Origin of the sequence: Acidimangrovimonas pyrenivorans, assembly GCF_042643245.1 — a bacterium.
In the GTDB taxonomy this organism is placed as follows: domain Bacteria; phylum Pseudomonadota; class Alphaproteobacteria; order Rhodobacterales; family Rhodobacteraceae; genus Acidimangrovimonas; species Acidimangrovimonas pyrenivorans.
In genome coordinates, this window is sequence record NZ_JBHRSK010000014.1 from 33340 (window position 1) to 54555 (window position 21216).

The window sequence follows — 21216 nt, forward strand, 5'->3', positions numbered from 1 at the left end:
GGTTCGCTCTCCCGCCCTCGCTCAAGTGGCGGCGGCCGGGTGAGTCGGGGCGTGGTTGAGCGGCACCGGGTTCAGGTGCGCGGTGCGGGAGTGGCGGTTGAGTTTCTGCTGAATACGTGGGCGCCGGGGCGAAATATGTGCGGCGAATGCGGGAATTCGCCGCTGCCGGCATTCCGGCGGTTGACAGAAACGTGATCGTCACGCGTGCTTGAGGAACCACTGATGAATTGGTTCCACCCCTCGCGGGAGACGATCCGCCGATGCCGGATAACAGCAACAAGGTGCGCGCGCGGCTGCTGGCGCTGCTCGACAGCAGCCGACTGGCCCCCGACGGCCGGCTGATGACCGAGCGTGCCCTGGCCGAGCAGCTCTCGGTCGGCCGGCGCACCGTGCGCCGGGTGCTCGAGACGCTCGAGGCCGAGGGGCTGATCTGGCGCAAGCAGGGCAAGGGCACCTTCGCCGGTCAGAAGCCCGACCCGACCGGGCGGCTGGCGGCCGAGATCACCGGCCAGACCGATCCGCTGGAAGTGATGGAGGCCCGGCTGGTAATCGAGCCGGCGCTGGCCGCGCTCTGCGCCCGCGCGGCGCTGCCGGCCGATGTCGAACGGATGCGCCAGCTCGCCCGCCGGATCGCCGAGACAACGGATTCCGATGCCGCCGAATTGTGGGATTCCGCGCTGCACCGGCTGATTGCCCGCACCGCCGGCAACCGGCCGCTGCTGACCAGCTTCGCCCTGCTGGACGAGATCCGCGGCACCGACGCCTGGGTCGCGCTGCGGGCGCCGGACTGGTCGCTGGAAGTCCTGCGCGAGAACGACCGCGAACATCGCGCGATCATCGACGCGATCGAGGCCGGCCGGCCCGAGGCCGCCGAGACGGCGATGCGGGCGCATATCGCGGCGCTGGTGCAGAGCATGAAAGACAGACTGACCGCCCCTGCCGAAGACCCGGCGGGCGAGGCGCATCGAGGAGCCGCAGAATGACCGAGACCACGATCACCCCGGAAGACATCGCGGCCGCCGAGCGGTTGATGGGCATCGCCTATACCGCGCGCGAGCGGGCGCAGATGACCGGCAACATGGCCGGCCAGATCGACTCGGCCATCGCCCGGCGCGAGGTCTCGCTGCCGAACGCGGCGCCGATGGCGCTGCGCTTCGATCCGCGGCTGCCGAATTTCGCCATGCCGGCGCCCGAGGGCGTGCTGCGCTACTCCGGCAGCGATCCCGGCCCGGTGCCCGACAATCCCGAGGATGTCGCCTTCGCGCCGCTGACCAGCCTGTCGGCCTGGGTCGGCTCGGGCGTGCTGTCGAGCCGGTCGCTGACCGAGCTCTACCTGCGCCGGATCGAGGCGTTGAACCCCAAGCTGGAATGCTTCGCCACGGTGATGCGCAAACAGGCGCTGGCCGAGGCCGATGCCGCCGACGCGCTGCTCAAGGGCGGGGTGTATCTCGGCCCGCTGCACGGCATTCCCTATGCGCTCAAGGACCTGTTCGACACCAAGGGCACGATCACCGGCTGGGGCGCGGAGCCGTTCCAGCACCGGCTGCCCGAGGCCGATGCCGCCATCGTTCACAAGCTGCGCGCGGCGGGGGCGGTGCTGCTGGGCAAGTCGACCGTCGGCGCGCTGGCCTATAACGACATCTGGTATGGCGGCCGCACCCGCAACCCGTGGAACCTGAACGAGGGCTCTAGCGGGTCGAGCGCCGGCTCGGCCTCGGCCACCGCCGCGGGGCTGTGCGGCTTCTCCATCGGCACCGAGACGCTGGGCTCGATCACCTCGCCCAGCCAGCGTTGCGGCACCACCGGGCTGCGGCCGACCTTCGGCCGGGTCTCGCGCGCCGGCGGCATGGCGCTGTGCAACTCGCTCGACAAGGTCGGGCCGATCTGCCGCTCGGTCGAGGACACGGCGATGGTGCTGGCGGCGATCAATGGCGGCGACATCGCCGATCGCGGCTCGATCGACGCGCCGTTCCATTTCGACGCCACCGCCGGCATCGCGGGCATGAAGCTGGGCTACCTGCCCGAGGCCTTCGGCGACGGCGCCACCGATGTCGACCGCGCCGCGCTGGAGGCGGCCAAGGGGCTGGGGATCGAGGTCGTCGAGGTCTCGCTGCCCGATCTGCCCTACGGCGCGCTGATGAACATCCTCTACGCCGAGGCGGCGGCGACCTTCGAGGAACTGACCCTGACCGATGCCGACGACACCCTGACCTGGCAGGACGACGGCGCCTGGCCCAACACTTTCCGCAAGGCGCGCTTCCTGTCGGCGGTCGACCATGTCCAGCTCGACCGGCTGCGCTACCAGGTGATGCTCGCGCTCGACGGGCTGTTTGCCGAGGTCGACGCCCTGATCGGGCCGTTCATGACCGGGCCGATGCTGGTCGCCTCGAACTTCACCGGCCATCCCTGCCTGCACCTGCGGGCCGGGTTCCTCGATCTCGGCACCCGCGGCATGGCCTCGCTGGGCGCCGGCAAGCTGACCACCGGTGAGGCCGACGACGCCGGCCGGACCTTCCGCGTGCCGCAGGGCATCTCGCTCTGGGGCCGGCTCTACCAGGAAGGCCCGATCCTCAATCTCGGCATGGCGCTGGAACGCGCCCTGGGCGTCGCGGGAGAGCGCCCGGAATTCCCGGCCTGAGTAGGTAGGCCGGGCGAGGACCGTGGGCGGCAGGGCAGGCCGCCGCCCCGGCAGGACCATTGCCAAAGAAGCCGGCAGCCAAGCCGGTCGACCGGGATTTCCCGGACAACTCCCTCATGCCCGCTCGCCGGGCGCCGCGATCCAACAGGAGCAAGACGATGAAACGCAGAGACTTCCTCAAATCCACCACCGCCCTCGGCGGTGCCGCGCTGTTCGGCACGCTCGCCCCGGCCCGGCTCATGGCGCAGGAGACCCCGGTCAAGGGCGGCACCCTGATCTGGGGCCATTCGGAAACCACCCAGAACCTCGACCGCCACAAGACCGGCACCGCCTCGACCAGCCGGGTGCTGCAGAACGTCCATGCCGGGCTGATCACCGTCGACAAGGACTTCAACCTGATCCCCGATCTGGCCGAGAGCTTCGAGCAGAGCGAGGACGGGCTGACCTACACCTTCAAGCTGCGCCCGGGGGCGAAGTTCCACAACGGCAAGGACGTGACCTCGGCCGACGTGAAATACTCGTTCGAACGCTGCGCCGACCCGGCCACCGGAGCGACCAACAAGCCGGTCTTCAACGACATGACCGGGATCGAGACCCCGGACGACCTGACCGTGATCGTCAAGATGGGCAAGGTCAACGCGCCCTTCCTGGCCCGGATCGCCGAGCATGGCGCCGGCGTCATCATGCCGGAAGGCTCGGGCGACCAGCAGGGCACCCACCCGATCGGCGCCGGCCCGTTCAAGTTCGTCCGCCGCGAATTCGGCAACGAGGTCGAGCTGGAACGTTTCGACGACTACTGGGGCGGTCCGGCCTATCTCGACAAGGTCATCGCCAAGGAGATCACCGAGCCGACGGTGCGCCTGACCGGTCTGCAGACTGGCGAGCTGCACATGATCAACGACATCCCGGCCGACCGCATCGCCTCGGTCGAGGGCGACTCGAAATATCAGGTGCTGACCTGGTTCCCGCTGAACTGGGACTTCGTCAACCTCAACCACGAGTTCGAGCCCTTCAAGGACCCGAAGGTGCGGCAGGCCTTCGACCTGATGATCGACAAGCAGGCGCTGCTGGAAGGCGCGCTCTGGGGCCAGGGCAAGGTCACCGCCTCGCCCAGCTTCCCGTCCTCGCCGACCTACAACCACGACCTCAAGCAGCGGCCGCAGGACCTGGCCAAGGCGCAGCAGCTGCTGACCGAGGCGGGCTATCCGCCGGGCAAGCTGGAAGTCGTGTTCAAGGTCACCACCAACTACCCCTACCACGTCGAATCCGCCCAGATCATGCTGGAATGGTTTCAGGCCGCCGGGGTGAAGACCAAGATCGAACAGCTGACCTGGGCCGACTGGCTGAGCCAGTGCTGGGTCAACAAGGACTTCCAGATCACGATGATGAACTTCTTCACGCTGTGGGAGCCGGATTTCCTCTACTACAGCCTGTGGAACTCGACCGGGGCCTTCAACTACCGCCACATCAACGACAAGGTGATCGACGACCTGACCGAGAAGGCGCGGGTGACCGTCGATCCGATGGCGCGGGCGGATATCTACAAGCAGGTCCAGCAGCGGGTGTTCGACGAGACCCACGACATCCTGCTGTGGTTCCGCAACGGCTCGATCGGGGCGCAGCAGAGCGTCGGCGGGCTGGACGGCATCGTCCATCCCAACGGCTCGAACCTGAACTTCCACAAGGTCTGGCTCAAGGCCTGAGCGCAGTGACCGGGCGGGCCTTGGCGGGCCCGCCCACCTTCCGTTTCCCGTCCGCGAGGGGGCCCGCATGTCCTACCTGCTGAGCCGGCTGATGTCGCTCGTCCTGACCCTGTTCCTGATCTCGGTCGTCACCTTCGCGGTGACCAACATCCTGCCCGGCGACGTGGCGATGATGATCATGGGCACCCAGTCGAACCCCGAGGCGCTGGCCGGGCTGCGGCAGTCGCTGGGGCTGAACGACCCGCTGGTGGTGCAATACGGCCGCTGGATCGCCGGCATGCTGAGCGGCGACTGGGGCACCTCGCTGGTGTTCAAGGAGCCGATCGGCGCCCTGCTGCTGCAGAAGATGGCAGCCAGCGCGGTGATCGTGGTGATGTCGATGACCATCGCGCTGGTCTTCGCCGTGCCGCTCGGGGTCTGGGCCGCGGTCCATCGCGACCGCTGGCAGGACACCGCCAGTTCCTCGACCGCGCTGCTCGGCGTCAGCCTGCCGGATTTCTTCTGGGGCATCATGCTGATCCTGCTCTTCGCCCGCACCCTGGGCTGGCTGCCCTCGAGCGGCTTCACCGATCCCGCCGAGGACCTGCTGGGCGCGATGCGCCACGCCTTCCTGCCCTCGCTCGGCCTCGGCCTCGGCCTGATGGCGCACCTGACGCGGATGACGCGCTCGACCATGGTCGGCATCCTCGAACAGGAGTTCATCCGCGTCGCCCGCGCCAAGGGCCTTTCCGAGCGCACCGTGGTCTGGTGCTATGGCCTCGCCAACGCGATCGGGCCGGTGATGACCATCGCCGGGCTGCAGATCGGCTACCTGTTCGGCTCGATCATCGTCATGGAGAGCCTGTTCAACTACACCGGCATGGGCTGGCTGACCTACCAGGCGCTGCTCAACCGCGACATGCCGCTGATCCAGGCGACGGTCTTCGTCATCGCCGCCGTGGTGATGCTGACCAACCTCATCGTCGACCTGCTCTACGTGCTGGTCGATCCGCGAATCCGGCTGGGGTAGGGCGCATGAAGACTTTCCGCAAACTGTTCCGCAGCTCCAAGGGCAGCATCGGCATCGTGCTGGTCCTGCTGGTGCTGGCCATCGCCATCTTCGCGCCGATGATCATCCCGCCGGACTATGCCACCAAGATGGACATGCGCGCCCGGCTGCACGCGCCGTCGCTCGGCCATCTTCTGGGCACCGACCAGCTTGGCCGCGACATGTTCTACCGGGTCATGCTGGGCGCCCGCACCTCGCTGCTGATCGCGGTCTCGGCGGTGCTGATGTCGATCGTGCTGGGCCTGCCGCTGGGCATCGTCTCGGGCTATTTCGGCGGAAGGCTCGACAACGTGCTGATGCGGCTGGTCGATACGCTGCTGGCCTTCCCGGCGCTGCTGCTGGCGCTGACGATCAGCGCGGTGCTGGGGCCGAACCTGCCCAACACCATCGTCGCCATCGGCATCGCCTTCACCCCGTTCCTGGCCCGGATCATCCGCGGCGAGGCGCTCAGGGTCGCCCAGATGCCCTATGTCGAGGCCGCGCGGGCGGCGGGCACCACCGACTTCAACATGATCGTGCGCCACATCCTGCCCAACATCATGCCGGCGACCATCGTCCAGGCCACGATCAGCCTCGCCTTCGCCATCCTCGCCGAGGCCGGGCTGTCCTTCCTCGGCCTCGGCACCCAGCCGCCGGAATCGAGCTGGGGGCTGATGATCCAGGCCTCGCGCAACTACCTCGACGTCGCGCCCTGGACGGCGCTGGTGCCGGGCTTTGCCGTGGCCTTCACGGTGCTGGGGCTGAACATGTTCGGCGACGTGCTGCGCGACGTGCTCGACCCGAGAACGAAATCCTGAGCGGCGGAGGTTCCCATGCTTGACGACAGCCAGAAACCCGCCCCGATCGTCGATATCGACCGGCTCAAGGTCGAGTTCCGCACCGAGGACGGCATCGTCACCGGGGTCAAGGATGTCAGCTTCACCATCCAGCCGGGCGAGACGGTCTGCGTCGTCGGCGAATCCGGTTCCGGCAAGTCCGTCACCTCGCTGTCGCTGATGCGGCTGGTCGAGTTCGGCGGCGGCCGGATCGCCGATGGTCGGCTGAACTTCTCGCGCCCCGACGGCTCGGTGCTGGACGTGGCCGGGGCGGATGACGCCACCATGCGCGAGATCCGCGGCAACGAGATCGGGATGATCTTCCAGGAGCCGATGACCTCGCTCAACCCGGTCTTCACCATCGAGCGCCAGCTTACCGACGGCCTCATCATGCACAAGGGCCTGAGCCGCGAGGCCGCCAGCGACCGGGCGCTGGAGCTGTTGAAAAGCGTCCGCATCCCCGAGCCCGAGCGCCGGCTGAAGCAATACCCGCACGAGCTTTCCGGCGGCATGCGCCAGCGCGTCGTCATCGCCATGGCGATGGCCTGCGAGCCGCGCCTGCTGATCGCCGACGAGCCGACGACGGCGCTCGACGTCACCATCCAGGCCGAGATCCTCGCCCTCATCGACCGGCTCAAGCGCGAGAACGGCATGGCGGTGCTGTTCATCACCCATGACATGGCGGTGGTGGCGCAGATGGCCGACCGCGTCGTCGTCATGTTCCGCGGCGACGTCGTCGAGCAGGGGCCGGTGGCGCAGATTTTCGCGGCGCCGAGGGAAGACTATACCAAGGCGCTGCTGGCCGCCGTGCCGCGGCTGGGCGAGATGACCGGCAAGCCGGCGCCGGAGCCGATGCGGGTGCTGGGCTCCGAAGCCGCCGCAGCAATCCCGGCCGCGTCGGCGGCTCCGGCGAAGCCGCGCCCGCTCTTGGAGGTGAAGAACCTCACCACCCGCTTCCCGGTCAAGGGCGGCTTCCCGCGCCGGACGATCTCGAACGTCCACGCCGTCGAGGATGTCAGCTTCACCGTCAATGTCGGCGAGACCCTCAGCCTCGTCGGCGAATCCGGTTGCGGCAAGTCCTCCTGCGGCCGCTCGATCCTGCGGCTGGTCGAGCCGAGCTCGGGCCAGGTGCTGGTCGAGGGCAACGACATCACCAGGCTCAGTCCCTTCGACCTGCGCCGCGCCCGGCGCGAGATGCAGATGGTGTTCCAGGACCCCTTCGCCTCGCTCAACCCCTATCGCCGGCTCTTCGACCAGGTCGCCGAGCCGCTGGTCAATTTCGATATCGTCCGCGGTCAGGAACTGCACGACCGCGTCGCCGGGCTGTTCGACCGGGTCGAGCTGCCGCGCAGCTTCATGCGCCGTTTCCCGCATGAGCTCTCGGGCGGCCAGCGCCAGCGCGTCGCCATCGCCCGTGCCCTGGCGCTGCGGCCGAAACTGATCGTCGCCGACGAGTCGGTCTCGGCCCTCGACGTCTCGGTCCAGGCCCAGGTGCTGAACCTGATGATGGAGCTGCAGGCCGAGATGGGCATCTCGTTCCTGTTCATCAGCCACGACATGGCGGTGGTCGAGCGGGTCTCGCACCATGTCGCGGTGATGTATCTGGGCCGGATCGTCGAACGGGGGCCACGCGCCGCCGTGTTCGAGAACCCGCAGCACGGCTATACCAAGGCGCTGATGTCGGCCGTCCCCGTCGCCGACCCGTCCCGCCGCCGCATCCGCGAGGATCTGCGCTTCAAGCCGATCCCGTCGCCGATCTTCCCGGTCGGGCACGAACCCGGCCCCTCGCTCTACGACGAGGTCGCCCCGGGGCATTTCGTGCTGCGGGACTAGCGCGGCAATCGGGCCAGAAGACGACGAAGAGGGAGGCCCTGCCTCACTTTCTGCTCGAAAATATCCTCGGGGAGCGCGAGGGGCAGACAGCCCCTCGCCCTTTCTTGCGCCGCGCCACCGGTGCGGCGCAACCGGTTCAGCCGGCGGGCGTCACCGGCCCCGAGGCGTGCGAGGCGCTGGGGAGGCCGGCCTTGGCCCGGCGCTCTTCCTCGGCCGCGATCTTGCGGTCGATCGGGCTGCGGTCGGCCATGCCGGAGAAGTTTTCGCGCGTCGGCAGGATCTCGGCGACGTAGAGGAACCGCTCCTGGGCCACGGCGTAGAGCCGGCGCAGCTCGGCCAGCGGGTCGGCATGGTCGTCGGCGCGGATGTCGAGCCAGGGGTAGTCCTGGTCGCGATGGATGCGCAAAGCCGCCGATTGCCGGCCGCGCTTGTCGCCGCCCGCGGCCTCGCCCGCCTCCATCGCCGTCATCAGCCGTTCGGCGAAGGGCAGGGCGGCATTGGCCTGGTAGCTCTTCAGCGTCTCGGCGACGACTCCCGGCCCGGCCAGCATGTTGCCGGCGACCGAGACCCCGTCGCCGATCAGGTGGCCGGCCCAGTCGATGCAGTCGGTCCCGGTATGGGCGGCCGAGCGGCCGGCGGCGTCGATCATGTGGATCTGGCGCTGGGACTGGCCGGCATCGCGCGCCACCAGGTCGGCGGTGATCTTCGCCGCCGCCTCGCCGCGGGCGATGCGGTCGGCGGCCTCGATGCCCCAGAGCGGGCTGACGAAGGCCTGGGTCGCCACCGCGCCCTTGCCGGCGCGGATATGCGGCACCAGGGCGCCGACGGCGAAGAAGCGGCTGGCGACGGCGACGCCGAGGGCGCCGGTCTCGGGGTCACGGGCGACGATGGACCAAGTCATTTGTGCCTCTCCCGCTCAGCGACCGACCGCGTAGGCCTGCATCAGCCGTGGCGTCGCCCCGGCGCGCAGCAGGCCCGAGGCGTCGCGCTGGGCGGCGGTCAGGCGGCCGACGGTCCAAGGTTCGGCGACCTCCACGTTGTGGCCGCGGGCGCGCAGGTCGTCGATCACCGCCTCGCCGACCGCGGGCTCGATCATCAGGTGGCCGGGCCGGGTGCCGCGCGGGTAGAACGAGGCCTGGAAATGGCCGGTATGGAACAGCGGCGCGTCGATCGCGGCCTGCAGGTTGCGGGTGGCGTGGACGAGGCGCAGGAAGAAGATCAGCTGCCACTGGTCCTGCTGGTCACCGCCCGGGGTGCCGAAGGCGAGCTGGGCGCCGTCCGGCGCCTGCGCCATCGACGGGGTCAGCGTGGTGCGCGGCCGGGCGCCAGGCTTGAGCGAGGTGCCAAGCCCCTCCTGCAGCCAGAACATCTGCGCCCGGCTGTTGAGCGGCATGCCCAGTCCCGGCACCACCGGCGAGCTTTGCAGCCAGCCGCCCGAGGGCGTGGCCGAGACGCTGTTGCCCCAGCGGTCGATGACGTCAATATGGACGGTGTCGCCGCGGCGCTGGGTCAGGTGGGCCATGGTCGGTTCGCCGGCGCCGGCGCCGGCGGTCTCGGTTTCCTGGCTGGCGCGGGCGATGGCGGCCTCGGCCCAGGCCTCGTAGCCCGGGATGGCGCCGGGGCGCTGGTCGAGCGAGGCTTTGTCGCCGATCAGGGCGCGGCGGGCGGCGGCGTAATCGGCCGACAGCAGGGTCTCGGCCGGGATGTCGGCGAAATCGGGATCGCCGTAATAGGCCTCGCGATCGGCAAAGCTGAGCTTCATCGCCTCGGTCACGGTATGGGTGAATTCGGCCCCGTTCGGGTCCATCTCGCCCAGGCCGATGCCGTTCAGCGTGTTCAGCGATTGCAGGAAGCTCGGGCCCTGGGTCCAGAACCCGGCCTTCCACACCTGCCAGCCCTCGTAATCGGTGCTGACCGGGGTTTCGTAAGTCGCCTGCCAGTTGGCCATGTCCTCGCCGGTCAGCACGCCCTTGCGGCGACCGCCGGCGGCGTCCATGACGCAGGCCTCGCGCATCCAGCTGTCGATCGCCTCGGCGATGAAGCCCTTGTAGAAGGCCGTGCGGGCGGCGTCGATCTGGGCCTCGCGGCCGGGGACCGCCTCGGCCTCGCTCAGCAGCCGGGTCCAGGTCGCGGCGAGATCGGGGTTGCGGAACAGGCTTTCGGGCGCCGGGGCCTCGCCGCCGGGAAGCCAGGTCGCGGCCGAGGTCGGCCATTCGTCGCGGAAGAACTCGGCCAGGTTGGCGATCGCGCCCGAGACGCGGGCCAGCACTGGGTGGCCGTGGGCGGCGTAGTGGATCGAGGGTTCCAGCACCTCGCGCAGGCTCATCGTGCCGTGGTCGCGCAGCATCAGCATCCAGGCGTCGAAGGCGCCGGGGACCACGGTGGCGAGCAGGCCCGAGCCCGGGATCATCGTCAGGCCCTCGTCGCGGTAATGCGCGATGGTGGCGCCGGCCGGGGCGACGCCCTGGCCGCAGATCACCGTCGGGGCCGCGTCGCCGGCCTTGCGGATCAGCGCCGGCATGTCGCCCAGGGGCCCGTTCAGATGCGGTTCGACCACGTGCAGCACGAAGCCCATGGCGACGGCGGCGTCGAAGGCGTTGCCGCCCTTCTCGAGCATGGCCATGCCGACCGAGGAGGCGATCCAGTGGGTCGAGGTGGCAACCCCGAGGGTGCCCAGGATCTCAGGCCGCGTTGTGAACGTCATTGTGTCCCTTTCCGTCTGCGGTGGGCCGTCTGTCGCGGCCGTCGCGTGTTCCGTTTCCGATTGCCGCCCCGGCGTCAAGCCGTGCTGGCAGCGGTCATCCGTCGCGCGGGTCGAGCGCGTCGCGCAGCCCGTCGCCGAGCAGGTTGAAGCCGAGCACGACGAGGAAGATGGCGATCCCCGGCCACAGCGCCATCCACGGCGCCTGCTCGAGGAAGTTCTTGGCGATGTTGAGCATCGAGCCCCAGGACGGCGCCGGCGGCTGCTGGCCGAGGCCGAGGAAGCTGAGCGAGGCCTCGGCGATGATCGCGGTGGCGATGGTCAGCGTCGCCTGGACCAGGATCGGGGCGAAGATGTTGGGCAGGATGTAGCGCCCGACCAGCGGCAGGTGGCCCAGCCCGATGGCGCGGGCGCTCTCGACGTAATCCTCGGTCATCACCGCCATGGTCTGGGCCCGGGCGAGGCGGATGAAGACCGGCATGGCGGAGAGGCCGATGGCGATCATCGCGTTGGTCAGCGACGGGCCGAGGAAGGCGGCCAGCGCGATGGCGAGGATCAGGAAGGGCGCGGCCAGCAGCGCCTCGGTGATGCGGGAGATCACGGCGTCGGTCCAGCCGCGCAGGTAGCCCGAGGCGACGCCCAGCGGCACGCCCAGCAGCACCGCGATGGCAACCGAGACGACGCCCGCCAGCAGCGAGGCCTGCGCGCCCCAGATCATCCGCGACAGCAGGTCCCGGCCGATCTCGTCGGTGCCCAGCCAATGCGCGGCCGAGGGGCCCTTGCGCACCGCCATCCAGTCGGTGGCGATTGGATCGGGGATCGGCAGCACCGGCGCCAGCGCGGCGATGGCGATGAAGAAGATCACCAGCGCGGCGCCGAACAGGGCGACGGGATTGCCCAGCAGCTTGGCGCGCAGCCGGCTGCGCGGGCGCGCGGGGACCGGATCGGCGGCGGGGGCGGCGGTGGTTTCGGCGAGACTCATGCGTCCCTCATGCGGGGGTTGAGGATGCGGTAGGCGGCATCGGCAAGGATGTTCATCGCGATGAAGCCGACGCCGGTGCACAGCACGATGCCCTGCACCACCGCGTAGTCGCGGTTGAAGACGGCGTCGACGACCAGCTTGCCGAAGCCGGGAATGGTGAAGATCTGCTCGGTCAGCACGGCGCCGCCCAGCAATTCGCCGAAGAGCAGCGTGGTGATGGTGACGATCGGCACCAGCGCGTTGCGCAGCGCGTGGCGGGTGAGGACGACATTCTCGGCCAGGCCCTTGGCGCGGGCGGTGCGGACATAGTCGGATTTCAGCACCCCCAGCATGGCCGAGCGGGTGTGGCGCATCAGCGTCGCGGCGAGGCCGGTGCCGAGCACGAAGGCCGGCATGATCATGGTCTCGAGCGAGCGGATCGGGTCCTCGCTCAGCGGCACGTAGCCCGAGGCGGGCAGCCAGCCGAGGCGGACCGAGACCAGCAGGATCAGCATGATGCCGAGCCAGAAATTCGGGATCGAGAGTCCCGACAGCGCGGTGATGTTGGCGATCCAGTCGACCCATGTGCCCTTCTTGTAGGCCGAGAGCACGCCGGCCGGGATGCCGATCGCCAGCGCCACGATCAGCGCCATGATGGCGAGCTGGATCGTCACCGGCAGCTTCTCTCCGATCAGTTCCAGCACCGGCTGGCGGGTGCGCAGCGAGATCCCCAGGTCGCCCTGGATCGCGTTGCCGACCCAGAGGCCGTATTGCACCGGGATCGGCTCGTTCAGGTGGTATTTCTCGCGCAGGAAATTCAGCGTCGCCGGATCGCGCTCCTCGCCGGCCATGGCCAGCACCGGATCGCCGGGCAGCAGTTTCTGCATCCCGAAGACGAAGACCGAGATCAGCAGGATCGTCGGAATGGCGATCAGGATGCGGCGGGTGAGGAAACCGAGCATTGTTCTGCCCTCTGGCAACGGAGTGGGTGGGTCCGGCGGTGGCCGCCGGACCCGGGGGCCGATTACTCGGCGAACTTGACGCCCTGCAGGCGGATCATGCCGTCGGGGTAGGGGGTGAAGCCCTCGACCTTCTTCGACAGCGCCCAGAACCACACCGGGTGGTAGAGGTACATGATCGGCAGGTCCTGCATCAGGATCGCCTGGGCCTTGTCGTAGGAGGCCTTGCGGGTGGCCAGGTCGGTCGAGGTGCGGGCGGCGTTCAGCGCCGCGTCGACCTCGGCGTTCGAGTAGTGGCCGTCGTTCAGCCCTGCGCCGGTGACGACGAAGCCGTAGATGTTGCCGTCCGGGTCGACCCGGCCCGACCAGCCGATCTGGCTGCCCTCGAAGGCGCCGGCGGTCTGGTCCTTGAGCAGCGTCGCGAATTCCTTGGCGACGATGTCGATCTTGATGCCGGCCTCGGCGGCCATGGCCTGGATCACCTGCATCAGCTGCTGCTGGACCGGGTTGTTGGTCGCCTGGATCTGGATCTTGACGCCGTCCGGATAGCCGGCCTCCTTCAGCAGTTCCTTGGCCTTGGCGACGTCGCGGCCCTGGAGCGGGAAGTCCTTGTCATACCAGGACGAGGTCGGCGGGAAGGGCTGGTTGCCCGGGGCGAAGGCGCCGTTGAACACGACCTGGTTGATGACGTTGCGGTCGATCGCCAGCGACAGCGCCTGGCGCACCTTGGCGCTTTCGCCGAACGGGTTCTTGGCCGCGTCGGTATTGCCGGTGTTGAAGGTGATGCCCTGGTAGCCGAGCGAGGTGGCGCTGGCGACGGTCAGGTTGGCGTCGGCCTTGGCCGAGGCGATGTCGGTCGCCGCCAGACGCTCGAGCATGTCGAGATCGCCGGCGCGCAGGTTGGCCAGGCGGACGGTGGTGTCCGGGATCGGCAGGAAGGTGACCTTGTCGAAGTGGATCTTGTCGGCGTTGTAGTAGCCGGCATACTTCTCCAGCACGATCTTGTCCTGCTGGACCCGCTCGACGAACTTGAACGGACCGGCGCAGACCGGGTGCAGACCGAAATCGGCGCCCGCCTTCTTGGCCGCCTCGGGGGCCACCATCATGCCGGCGCGGTCGGCGAACTGCGCCAGCAGCGTCGCATCCTTGCCCTTGAGGTGGAAGGTGACGGTGTAGGGGTCGGTGACCTCGACCGAGGCGATCGACTTCACCTCGTTCTTGCGCCGGCTCTCGGGCAGGGTCTGGCTGCGCTCGATGTTGTACTTCACCGCCTCGGCGTCGAATTTCTCGCCGTCCTGGAAGGTGACGTCGTCGCGCAGGGTCATGGTCAGCGCCATGCCGTCATCGGACCATTTCCAGCCGGTGGCCAGCATCGGAACGATCTTCAGCTCCGGCGTGATGTCGACCAGCTTGTCGCAGAGCGAGGCATAGACGATCCGGCCGACGAAGGTGCGCGACTGGTCGGGGTCGAGGATATCGGGATCGTCCTGCAGGCCGATCCGCAGATCGGCGGCCATCACGGCGTTGGCGCCAAGCGCCAGCATCGCCGCGAGGGCAAGTTTGCGTCCGGGTGTCTTCATTTTCTTTAACTCCTTGTTGGTATGGGCCGCGGGGGTTTCGTGAGTGGTGGTGGGTCGCGGGTATGGGGTGAGTGGTGGTGGAAAGGGGGAGAAAACTCAGGGCGCCGCCTGCTCCCCCTTGCGCGCCGCGCGGTAGAGATCGAAGCGGCGGGCGGTGGCGGGGCTGCGTTGCGGGGAGACGGCGGCGAGGCCCTGAAGCTCCAGTTCCCCGGCGCGGTGGCAGGCGACCTGGCGCTCCTGCCCGGGGAGGGCGCGCAGGTCCGGCCGTTCGGCGGCGCAGCGCGGCTGGGCGTAGGGGCAGCGCGGGTGGAAGCGGCAGCCCGGGGGCGGCGCGATCGGGTTGGGCAGGTCGCCCTCGACCCGGGCCATGGCGGCGCGGGCGCCGACATCGGGCAGCGGGATCGCCGCCACCAGCGCCTCGGTATAGGGATGGCGCGGGGCGGCGAAGATCTCGCGCGCCGGGGCCAGTTCGACGATCTCGCCCAGATACATCACCGCGACGCGGTCGGCCATGTGGCGGATCACGGCCAGGTCATGGGCGATGACGATCAGGGTCAGGTCGAATTCCTGCTTCAGGTCCTCGAGGATGTTGATCACCTGGGCCTGGATCGAGACGTCCAGGGCCGAGACCGGCTCGTCCCCGACCAGCACCCTGGGCCCGGTGGCGAGCGCCCGGGCGATGCCGATGCGCTGGCGCTGGCCGCCCGAGAACTCGTGCGGATAGCGGTTGATCGTCAACGGGTTGAGCCCGACCTTGCGCATCAGGTCGGCGACCCGCGCGCGGCGTTCGGCGGGCGTGCCAATGCCGTGGGCCTTGAGCGGCTCCTCGATCAGCGCACCGACGGTCATGCGCGGGTTGAGCGACGAGAACGGGTCCTGGAAGATGAATTGCAGCTCGGAGCGCAATGCCCGCAGCTCGGGGCCTTCGAGGCGGGTGATGTCGCGGCCCTTGTAGGTCACGGTCCCGTCGGAGGCGTCGATCAGCCGGACCAGCACCCGGGCGAGGGTGGACTTGCCGCAGCCGGATTCGCCGACGATGGCGAAGGTCTCGCCGCGCCGGATCCGGAGCGAGACGCCGTCGACCGCGCGCACCACGGTCGGCGCGCCGAAAAGCGGCTTGCGGGTGGTGAAGCGGCGGGCGAGGCCGTCGGCCTCGAGGATGATCTCGGGGGCGGTCATGCGGAAACCTCCTCGGTGGCGGGCGTCGCGGCGGCGCCGGTGACGGCCTCCAGCGGCGCGCGCCAGCAGGCGACCGCGTGGTCGGCCCCGGGGGCGCTTCCGACATCGGTCAACGGCGGCTGGACGGCGCAGTCGGGCCCGGCGAAGGGGCAGCGCGAGGCGAAGCGGCAGCCCTCGGGCATCTCGGCCGGGGTCGGCACCACGCCGGGGATCGTCACCAGCTTCTGCTCCTCGGCGCCGAAGGACGGCATCGAGCTGATCAGGCCGATGGTGTAGGGATGCTGCGGATCGTCGAAGATCGCCCGGGCCGAGCCGGTCTCGACCACCTTGCCGGCATACATCACCGCCACCCGGTCGGCCATTTCGGCCACCACGCCGAGGTCATGGGTGATCATGATCAGCGCCGCGCCGGTCTCGTCCTTGAGCTGGCGCATCAGGTCGAGGATCTGGGCCTGGATGGTGACGTCGAGCGCGGTGGTCGGCTCGTCGGCGATCAGCAGGGCGGGGGCGTTGACCAGCGCCATGGCGATCATCGCCCGCTGGCGCATGCCGCCCGACAACTGGTGCGGATATTCGTCGAGCCGCTTCTCGGGCGCCGGGATCCGGACCCGGCGCAGCGCCTCCAGCGCCTCGGCCCGCGCCGCCTCGCGCCCGAGGCCGCGATGCCGGCGCACCGCCTCGGCGATCTGCTCGCCGATCTTCAGCGCCGGGTTCAGCGCCGTCATCGGCTCCTGGAAGATCATTGCCATCCGGTCGCCGCGCACCCGGCTCAGCGCCCGTGGGGACAGCGCCAGCAGGTCCTGGCCCTCGAACCAGGCCTCGCCGCCGGTCAGGCGCAGCGGCGGGGTCGCCAGCAGGCCCATCAGCGCCAGCACGCTCAGGCTCTTGCCGCAGCCGGATTCGCCGACGATGCACAGGGTCTCGCCGGCCCGGACCTGGAACGACAGGTCGTCGACCAGGTCGCGCGGGGCGCCGTCGGGGCGGATCGACAGGTGGCGGACGTCGAGCAGCGGGGCGTCGGAGGGGGAGGTCATGCGGCGCCTCCGTCGGGGAGCTTGGCGTCGAGCGTCTTCTCGAGATTGCGCATCAGGCGGTTCAGGTGCTCGGTCATCGCCTGCCGGGCGGTGTCGGGATCGCGGGCCTCGATGGCGTCGATGATCGCCTCGTGCTGGCGGTGGTAGAGCCTTGTGGTCTCGTCCGACCGGGCCTGGTCGCGCACCCGCTGCCAGTCCTCGCGGATCCGCACCTCGTCGACCAGCGAGAAGGCGGTCAGCAGGATCTGGTTGCCGGCGGCGCGGGCGATCATCCGGTGCAGCGCGCCGTCCCAGATTTCCGCCGTCTCGGAATTCGGATGCGGGCCGATCTTGGCGGCCAGGTGGCGCATCCGCCCGATGTCGTCGGTCGAGGCGCGCTCGGCGCAGAGCGCCGCCAGCGTCGGCTCGATGCACAGCCGCGCCTCCATCACCGACAGCGCGTCGGTGGCGGCGACGATGTCGGCGGCGAGCACGCCCGTCGGGTCCGGTGGCTGGCCGATGAAGGTGCCCTTGCCCTGGCGGCGCCAGATCAGCCCCTCGGCCTCGAGCACTTCGAGCGCGCAGCGCAGCTCGCGCCGGCCGACGCCGAGCTGGGCGCAGAGCGTCCGTTCGGTCGGCAGCCGGCCGTCGGCGTCACTGCCGCCGGCGTCGATGATGCGGCGGATCTGGGCCAGGACGGTGTTGGCGTTCTCGGTCATGGTATCCTTCGGGGCGTCCTTCCGGGCGTCTTGCAGGGCGGGCGGAACGCGGCGCGGTGCCGCTGATCCCTGTGCCGGATCAATGTCTCATTGGTGCAAACCAAAGTGAAATTGGTTCGGCCTTGCTGTCAACGAAAATGTGAGGAATGCGTGAATCGGCGTGTATTCCGGCGCTTTGCGGCCGGGCATGGCTAATTTTTATGCGCGTCAGGATGGCGCCCCGGTGCCCGATACTGCGAATCGGGCGGGGCCCGCGCAACTTTGGCAAAGCCGGCGCGGCCCGGCCCGCTGGCGGAAACGTCATTGATGCGCGCGCCGGATCGACTAGAACGGCCACAGGCCGAGGCAGGCAGAGAAGGAGCTGAGATGCTGGCGGACTGGATTGCGGTCGATTGGGGCACCACCCACCTGCGGGCCTGGGCGATGTCGGCGGCGGGCGAGGTGCAGGCCACCGCGGCCTCGGATGCCGGCATGAACGGGCTGTCCCGCGACGGGTTCGAACCGGCGCTGCTCGACCTCGTCGGCGGCTGGCTGGCCGAGGGCCGTCAGACCCCGGTGATCGCCTGCGGCATGGTCGGCGCGCGCCAGGGCTGGGCCGAGGCGCCCTATCGCGCGGTGCCCTGCACGCCGCTGGATGCGGGCGCGATGATCGCGGCGCCGTGTTCCGATCCGCGCCTGTCGGTGCGGCTGATCGCCGGGCTCAGCCAGGCCAGCCCGGCCGACGTGATGCGCGGCGAGGAGACACAGATCGCCGGCCTGCTGGCGGCGCGGCCCGATTTCGACGGCGTGCTCTGCCTGCCCGGCACCCATTCGAAATGGGCCCGGATCAGCGCCGGCGAGGTGGTCAGCTTCCAGACCTTCATGACCGGCGAGCTGTTCGCGCTGTTGGCCGAGCAGTCGGTGCTGCGCCACTCGGTGGCCGCCGCGGGCTGGGACGACGACGCATTCGCCGAGGCTCTTTCGGATGCCATCTCGCGCCCCGACCGGATCGGCGCCCGGCTGTTCACCCTGCGGGCCGAGGCGCTGTTGTCCGGGCTGGCGCCCGAGGCGGCGCGGGCGCGGCTGTCCGGGGCGCTGATCGGGGTCGAGCTGGCGGCGGCGCGGCCCTACTGGCTGGGCCAGGACATCGCCGTGATCGGTGCGGCCGGGATCGCCGGGACCTATGTCGCCGCGCTGACCGCCCAGGGCGCGCTGCCGCAACAGTATGACGGCGACGAGATGACCCGGGCGGGGCTGACCGCCGCCCATGCGCAGAGGAAGGGAGCGTCGCAATGAGCCGAAAGATCATCGCCATCCTCAGGGGGCTGACCCCGGATCAGGCCGAACCGATGGCCGACGCGCTGATCGGCGCCGGGATCACCGCGATCGAGGTGCCGCTCAATTCGCCCGAGCCTTTCGACAGCATCGCCCGCATGGCCCGCGCCTTCGGCGCCGAGGCGCTGATCGGCGCCGGCACGGTGCTGACCGCCCACCAGGTCTGGCAGGTGGCCGAGGCCGGCGGCCGCATGGTGGTTTCGCCCAATGCCGATCCGGAGGTGATCGCCGCCACCCGCGAGGCCGGGCTGGCGAGCTATCCCGGCGTCCTGACCCCGACCGAATGCTTCGCCGCGCTCAAGGCCGGGGCGACGGGGCTCAAGATCTTCCCCTCCTTCCTGATGGGCACCGAGGGGCTGAAGGCGCTGCGCGCTGTGCTGCCGCCGGGCACCCAGGTCTATGCCGTCGGCGGCGCCGGGCCGGAGAATTTCGCCGACTGGATCGCGGCCGGCGCCGACGGTTTCGGCATTGGCACCGCGCTGTTCAAGCCGGGCCGGACGGTGGCCGAGGTGGCCGAGCGCGCGCGAGAGATCGTGGCGGCCTATGACGCGGCGACCGGCAGGGGGGTGACGGTATGACGGACACGATGCAGGCCGAGGTCTTCGACCGGACCGAATGCGCGCTGGGCGAGGGGCCGCTGTGGCACCCCGAGCGCGGCCAGGTCTTCTGGTTCGATATCCTTGGCAAACGGCTTTGCACCCGCGACGGCGACGCGACCCGGCACTGGCAGTTCGACGACCATGTCTCGGCCGCCGGCTGGATCGACCGCGACAGCCTGCTGATCGCCTCGGAACGGGCGCTGCTCCGCTTCGACATCGGGACCGGGGCGCAGGAACATGTCTGCGACCTCGAGGCCGACAACCCGGTGACGCGGTCGAACGATGGCCGGGCCGACCCTCATGGCGGCTTCTGGATCGGCACCATGGGCAAGCGGACCGAGCCCGGGGCGGGCGCGATCTGGCGCTGGTACCGGGGCGAGCTGCGCCGGCTATTCGCGCCGATCACCGTGTCGAACGCGATCTGCTTCGCGCCGGACGGCCGCCATGCCTGCTTCGCCGACAGCCCGAAGCGGCAGGTGCTGCGGGTGGCGCTGGACGGCGACGGCTGGCCGGTGGGCGAGCCGGAGGTGCTGGTCGACCTGACCGGCCACAAGCGGGTGCCGGACGGGGCGGTGATGGATGCGGATGGCGTGCTGTGGCTGGCCGAGTGGCGCGGCAGCCGGGTCGCGGCCTACGGGCCGGACGGGCGGCTGCTGCGCGAGGTGACGGTGCCGGCACCGCAGGTCACCTGTCCGGCCTTCGGCGGGCCCGATCTGACGACGCTCTACATCACCACGGCGCGGGACGGGCTGGAGCCCGGGAAACTGGCGCAATACCCGCAGAGCGGCATGACCTTCACCGCCGAGGTCGGGGTGAAGGGCCAGGTCGAGCACCGGGTGGTGCTCTAGGGCGGGCACGTCGCTGGCTGGAGGGCGCCTGAGCCTCGGGGCTGGCGTTGCCGCTTGGGGCCGTTGAGGCCGCCGTCCGCACTTCGCGCTGCTTCGCCCGATACGCGTAAAACACGCTGGGCGAGCGCCGGCCCGTCCCGGCGGGCTGGCGCTATGGGGGCGGGGCGCAACGCTTGTTTTGCGGAGGGGCTTGGCCGGCATAAAGTGCAAAGCACGGCCGTTGCGAGCGCCACCCCACGGTCAGGCGCTCGCCCTGCTTCCGCTGCGCAATGCGATTGGCCTACAGGACGCCCCGCCTCACCCTGCCTGCGCCTTCTCCCGCTGCCGCAGCAGGATATCCGACAGCAGGTCGCGGCAGCGCATCGCCGCCGGCGACAAGTGACGCGATTTCAGCGTGATCAGCGAATAGGGCGCGACATGGACCGGCTCGGTGACGTTGAGCCGCGACAGGTCGGTCTGGGTCGCGGTCAGCAGATCGGCGACCTCGTGGCTGACCGGGGTGACGACGTCGGGGTTGCGCAGCAGCGCCAGCGTCATCAGCAGCGAGGCGGTGTTGGTCACCCGCCACGGCACCGGCGCGCCGAGGTCGAGGAACGCCTCCTCGACCGCGCGCCGGATCGGCGATCCCGGTCCCTGCATCACCCAGTCGCTGCCCGCCAGCTCGGCGAGGTCGAGCCGCGCCCGCCCGGCGAAGCGGTTGTCGCGATGGGCGAGGAAGCGCACCTGCTCGCCCCGCGCCCGCTGGATCGTGAACTCGCCCGGATCGGCCTCGGGCCGCAGCCGGCCGAGGATCATGTCGTAGCGCATCGCCTCGAGCCCGGTCAGCAGCGACTGGCTGTTGGCGACGTCGATATGCAGCTCGACATCCGGCACGGTCAGCTTCAGCAGCCGGATCGCCGGCACCACGTAGCCCACCGCCGCCCCGGTGACGGCGCCGATCCGGACCACGCCGCCGGTGCCCAGCCGCAGCTTCTCGACCGCCTCGACGGCATGGCCGAGCTCGTCGAGGATGTTGCGGGCGTGGCGCGCCAGCCCCTCGCCGACCGGGGTCAGGGTCATGCCGCGCGGGTGGCGGTCGAAAAGCGGCGCGCCGACCAGCGTCTCGACCTCGGCCAGGGTGCGCGAGGCGGCGGGCTGGGTCAGCGCCAGCGCCTGGGCGGCGAGCGAGAGCTGGCGATGGGCGGCGATCGCCTCGATCAGCCGCAGGTGGCGCAGCTGTAGCCGGGTGGCGAGGTTTCTCGGATCTGACATACCGATATCGTTATGAGGAATGCGTTAGATGTAATTTGAACGGTATGGATACCCC

18 protein-coding genes are annotated in these 21216 nt (G+C 69.8%); 9 read left to right on the plus strand and 9 right to left on the minus strand.

Annotated elements, in window-relative coordinates; all coding sequences use genetic code 11:
• Positions 1-260: 260 nt before the first annotated feature.
• The 6 genes from ACFOES_RS15885 to ACFOES_RS15910 all read left to right on the plus strand — a co-directional run bounded on the left by ACFOES_RS15885 (position 261) and on the right by ACFOES_RS15910 (position 8037).
• Entirely contained in the window at positions 261-983 is a 723-nt protein-coding gene (locus tag ACFOES_RS15885; RefSeq protein WP_377834301.1) for a FadR/GntR family transcriptional regulator, read from the plus strand.
• Positions 980-2638, plus strand: coding sequence for an amidase (locus ACFOES_RS15890; protein ID WP_377834303.1), 1659 nt, complete (start codon positions 980-982; stop codon positions 2636-2638). The genes ACFOES_RS15885 and ACFOES_RS15890 overlap by 4 nt, the downstream gene beginning before the upstream one ends.
• A 158-nt stretch (positions 2639-2796) precedes the next feature.
• Positions 2797-4341, plus strand: coding sequence for an ABC transporter substrate-binding protein (locus tag ACFOES_RS15895; RefSeq protein ID WP_377834305.1), 1545 nt, complete (start codon positions 2797-2799; stop codon positions 4339-4341).
• Between the two features lie 67 nt (positions 4342-4408).
• On the plus strand, positions 4409-5350 hold the full coding sequence (locus tag ACFOES_RS15900; protein ID WP_377834307.1) for an ABC transporter permease: 942 nt from the start codon (positions 4409-4411) through the stop codon (positions 5348-5350).
• 5 nt (positions 5351-5355) lie between these two features.
• Positions 5356-6186 (plus strand): ABC transporter permease, encoded by an 831-nt coding sequence (locus ACFOES_RS15905; protein WP_377834309.1) that lies wholly within the window; start codon positions 5356-5358, stop codon positions 6184-6186.
• Between the two features lie 15 nt (positions 6187-6201).
• Positions 6202-8037 carry an ABC transporter ATP-binding protein gene (locus ACFOES_RS15910; RefSeq protein WP_377834311.1) on the plus strand — a complete coding sequence of 612 codons (1836 nt, stop codon included), beginning with the start codon at positions 6202-6204 and terminating at the stop codon, positions 8035-8037.
• Between the two features lie 136 nt (positions 8038-8173).
• Here ACFOES_RS15910 and ACFOES_RS15915 read toward each other — a convergent pair whose 3' ends face one another.
• The 8 genes from ACFOES_RS15915 to ACFOES_RS15950 all read right to left on the minus strand — a co-directional run bounded on the left by ACFOES_RS15915 (position 8174) and on the right by ACFOES_RS15950 (position 17149).
• Positions 8174-8938, minus strand: coding sequence for a DUF1028 domain-containing protein (locus ACFOES_RS15915; RefSeq protein ID WP_377834313.1), 765 nt, complete (start codon positions 8936-8938; stop codon positions 8174-8176).
• A 15-nt stretch (positions 8939-8953) separates the two neighbouring features.
• Positions 8954-10741, minus strand: coding sequence for a gamma-glutamyltransferase family protein (locus ACFOES_RS15920; protein ID WP_377834315.1), 1788 nt, complete (start codon positions 10739-10741; stop codon positions 8954-8956).
• A 94-nt stretch (positions 10742-10835) separates the two neighbouring features.
• The gene (locus ACFOES_RS15925) at positions 10836-11720 is read right to left on the minus strand and encodes an ABC transporter permease (RefSeq protein WP_377834317.1); all 885 of its coding nucleotides are present in this window, start codon (positions 11718-11720) and stop codon (positions 10836-10838) included.
• Positions 11717-12661 carry an ABC transporter permease gene (locus tag ACFOES_RS15930; protein ID WP_377834319.1) on the minus strand — a complete coding sequence of 315 codons (945 nt, stop codon included), beginning with the start codon at positions 12659-12661 and terminating at the stop codon, positions 11717-11719. The genes ACFOES_RS15925 and ACFOES_RS15930 overlap by 4 nt, the downstream gene beginning before the upstream one ends.
• A gap of 62 nt (positions 12662-12723) precedes the next feature.
• Positions 12724-14238 carry an ABC transporter substrate-binding protein gene (locus tag ACFOES_RS15935; protein WP_377834322.1) on the minus strand — a complete coding sequence of 505 codons (1515 nt, stop codon included), beginning with the start codon at positions 14236-14238 and terminating at the stop codon, positions 12724-12726.
• A gap of 96 nt (positions 14239-14334) precedes the next feature.
• Entirely contained in the window at positions 14335-15417 is a 1083-nt protein-coding gene (locus ACFOES_RS15940; protein ID WP_377834324.1) for an ABC transporter ATP-binding protein, read from the minus strand.
• Positions 15414-16451, minus strand: coding sequence for an ABC transporter ATP-binding protein (locus ACFOES_RS15945; protein WP_377834326.1), 1038 nt, complete (start codon positions 16449-16451; stop codon positions 15414-15416). Before ACFOES_RS15945 ends, ACFOES_RS15940 begins: the two co-directional genes overlap by 4 nt.
• A complete protein-coding gene (locus ACFOES_RS15950; RefSeq protein ID WP_377834329.1) occupies positions 16448-17149 on the minus strand; it encodes a FadR/GntR family transcriptional regulator in 702 nt (233 codons plus the stop codon). Before ACFOES_RS15950 ends, ACFOES_RS15945 begins: the two co-directional genes overlap by 4 nt.
• A 366-nt stretch (positions 17150-17515) precedes the next feature.
• Between ACFOES_RS15950 and ACFOES_RS15955 the strand changes: the two genes are divergently transcribed.
• From ACFOES_RS15955 to ACFOES_RS15965, 3 genes are read left to right on the plus strand one after another with little or no spacing between them, the layout of a single operon-like run.
• Entirely contained in the window at positions 17516-18424 is a 909-nt protein-coding gene (locus ACFOES_RS15955; RefSeq protein WP_377834331.1) for a 2-dehydro-3-deoxygalactonokinase, read from the plus strand.
• Positions 18421-19041, plus strand: coding sequence for a 2-dehydro-3-deoxy-6-phosphogalactonate aldolase (locus ACFOES_RS15960; protein ID WP_377834333.1), 621 nt, complete (start codon positions 18421-18423; stop codon positions 19039-19041). Before ACFOES_RS15955 ends, ACFOES_RS15960 begins: the two co-directional genes overlap by 4 nt.
• Entirely contained in the window at positions 19038-19910 is an 873-nt protein-coding gene (locus ACFOES_RS15965) for an SMP-30/gluconolactonase/LRE family protein (RefSeq protein WP_377834335.1), read from the plus strand. The genes ACFOES_RS15960 and ACFOES_RS15965 overlap by 4 nt, the downstream gene beginning before the upstream one ends.
• A gap of 297 nt (positions 19911-20207) precedes the next feature.
• Here the strand turns inward: ACFOES_RS15965 and ACFOES_RS15970 are convergent, their stop codons facing one another.
• Entirely contained in the window at positions 20208-21161 is a 954-nt protein-coding gene (locus ACFOES_RS15970; RefSeq protein WP_377834337.1) for a LysR family transcriptional regulator, read from the minus strand.
• Between the last annotated feature and the right edge of the window lie 55 nt (positions 21162-21216).

Bases quoted from the DNA above. Each gene is read 5' to 3' on its own strand.
- ACFOES_RS15965 (WP_377834335.1), top strand. From the start codon at position 19,038: ATGACGGACACGATGCAGGCCGAGGTCTTCGACCGGACCGAATGCGCG.
- ACFOES_RS15940 (WP_377834324.1), bottom strand. From the start codon at position 15,417: ATGACCGCCCCCGAGATCATCCTCGAGGCCGACGGCCTCGCCCGCCGC.
- ACFOES_RS15920 (WP_377834315.1), bottom strand. From the start codon at position 10,741: ATGACGTTCACAACGCGGCCTGAGATCCTGGGCACCCTCGGGGTTGCC.
- ACFOES_RS15930 (WP_377834319.1), bottom strand. From the start codon at position 12,661: ATGCTCGGTTTCCTCACCCGCCGCATCCTGATCGCCATTCCGACGATC.
- ACFOES_RS15950 (WP_377834329.1), bottom strand. From the start codon at position 17,149: ATGACCGAGAACGCCAACACCGTCCTGGCCCAGATCCGCCGCATCATC.
- ACFOES_RS15885 (WP_377834301.1), top strand. From the start codon at position 261: ATGCCGGATAACAGCAACAAGGTGCGCGCGCGGCTGCTGGCGCTGCTC.
- ACFOES_RS15960 (WP_377834333.1), top strand. From the start codon at position 18,421: ATGAGCCGAAAGATCATCGCCATCCTCAGGGGGCTGACCCCGGATCAG.
- ACFOES_RS15910 (WP_377834311.1), top strand. From the start codon at position 6,202: ATGCTTGACGACAGCCAGAAACCCGCCCCGATCGTCGATATCGACCGG.
- ACFOES_RS15925 (WP_377834317.1), bottom strand. From the start codon at position 11,720: ATGAGTCTCGCCGAAACCACCGCCGCCCCCGCCGCCGATCCGGTCCCC.
- ACFOES_RS15905 (WP_377834309.1), top strand. From the start codon at position 5,356: ATGAAGACTTTCCGCAAACTGTTCCGCAGCTCCAAGGGCAGCATCGGC.
- ACFOES_RS15915 (WP_377834313.1), bottom strand. From the start codon at position 8,938: ATGACTTGGTCCATCGTCGCCCGTGACCCCGAGACCGGCGCCCTCGGC.
- ACFOES_RS15955 (WP_377834331.1), top strand. From the start codon at position 17,516: ATGCTGGCGGACTGGATTGCGGTCGATTGGGGCACCACCCACCTGCGG.
- ACFOES_RS15890 (WP_377834303.1), top strand. From the start codon at position 980: ATGACCGAGACCACGATCACCCCGGAAGACATCGCGGCCGCCGAGCGG.
- ACFOES_RS15970 (WP_377834337.1), bottom strand. From the start codon at position 21,161: ATGTCAGATCCGAGAAACCTCGCCACCCGGCTACAGCTGCGCCACCTG.
- ACFOES_RS15945 (WP_377834326.1), bottom strand. From the start codon at position 16,451: ATGACCTCCCCCTCCGACGCCCCGCTGCTCGACGTCCGCCACCTGTCG.
- ACFOES_RS15895 (WP_377834305.1), top strand. From the start codon at position 2,797: ATGAAACGCAGAGACTTCCTCAAATCCACCACCGCCCTCGGCGGTGCC.
- ACFOES_RS15935 (WP_377834322.1), bottom strand. From the start codon at position 14,238: ATGAAGACACCCGGACGCAAACTTGCCCTCGCGGCGATGCTGGCGCTT.
- ACFOES_RS15900 (WP_377834307.1), top strand. From the start codon at position 4,409: ATGTCCTACCTGCTGAGCCGGCTGATGTCGCTCGTCCTGACCCTGTTC.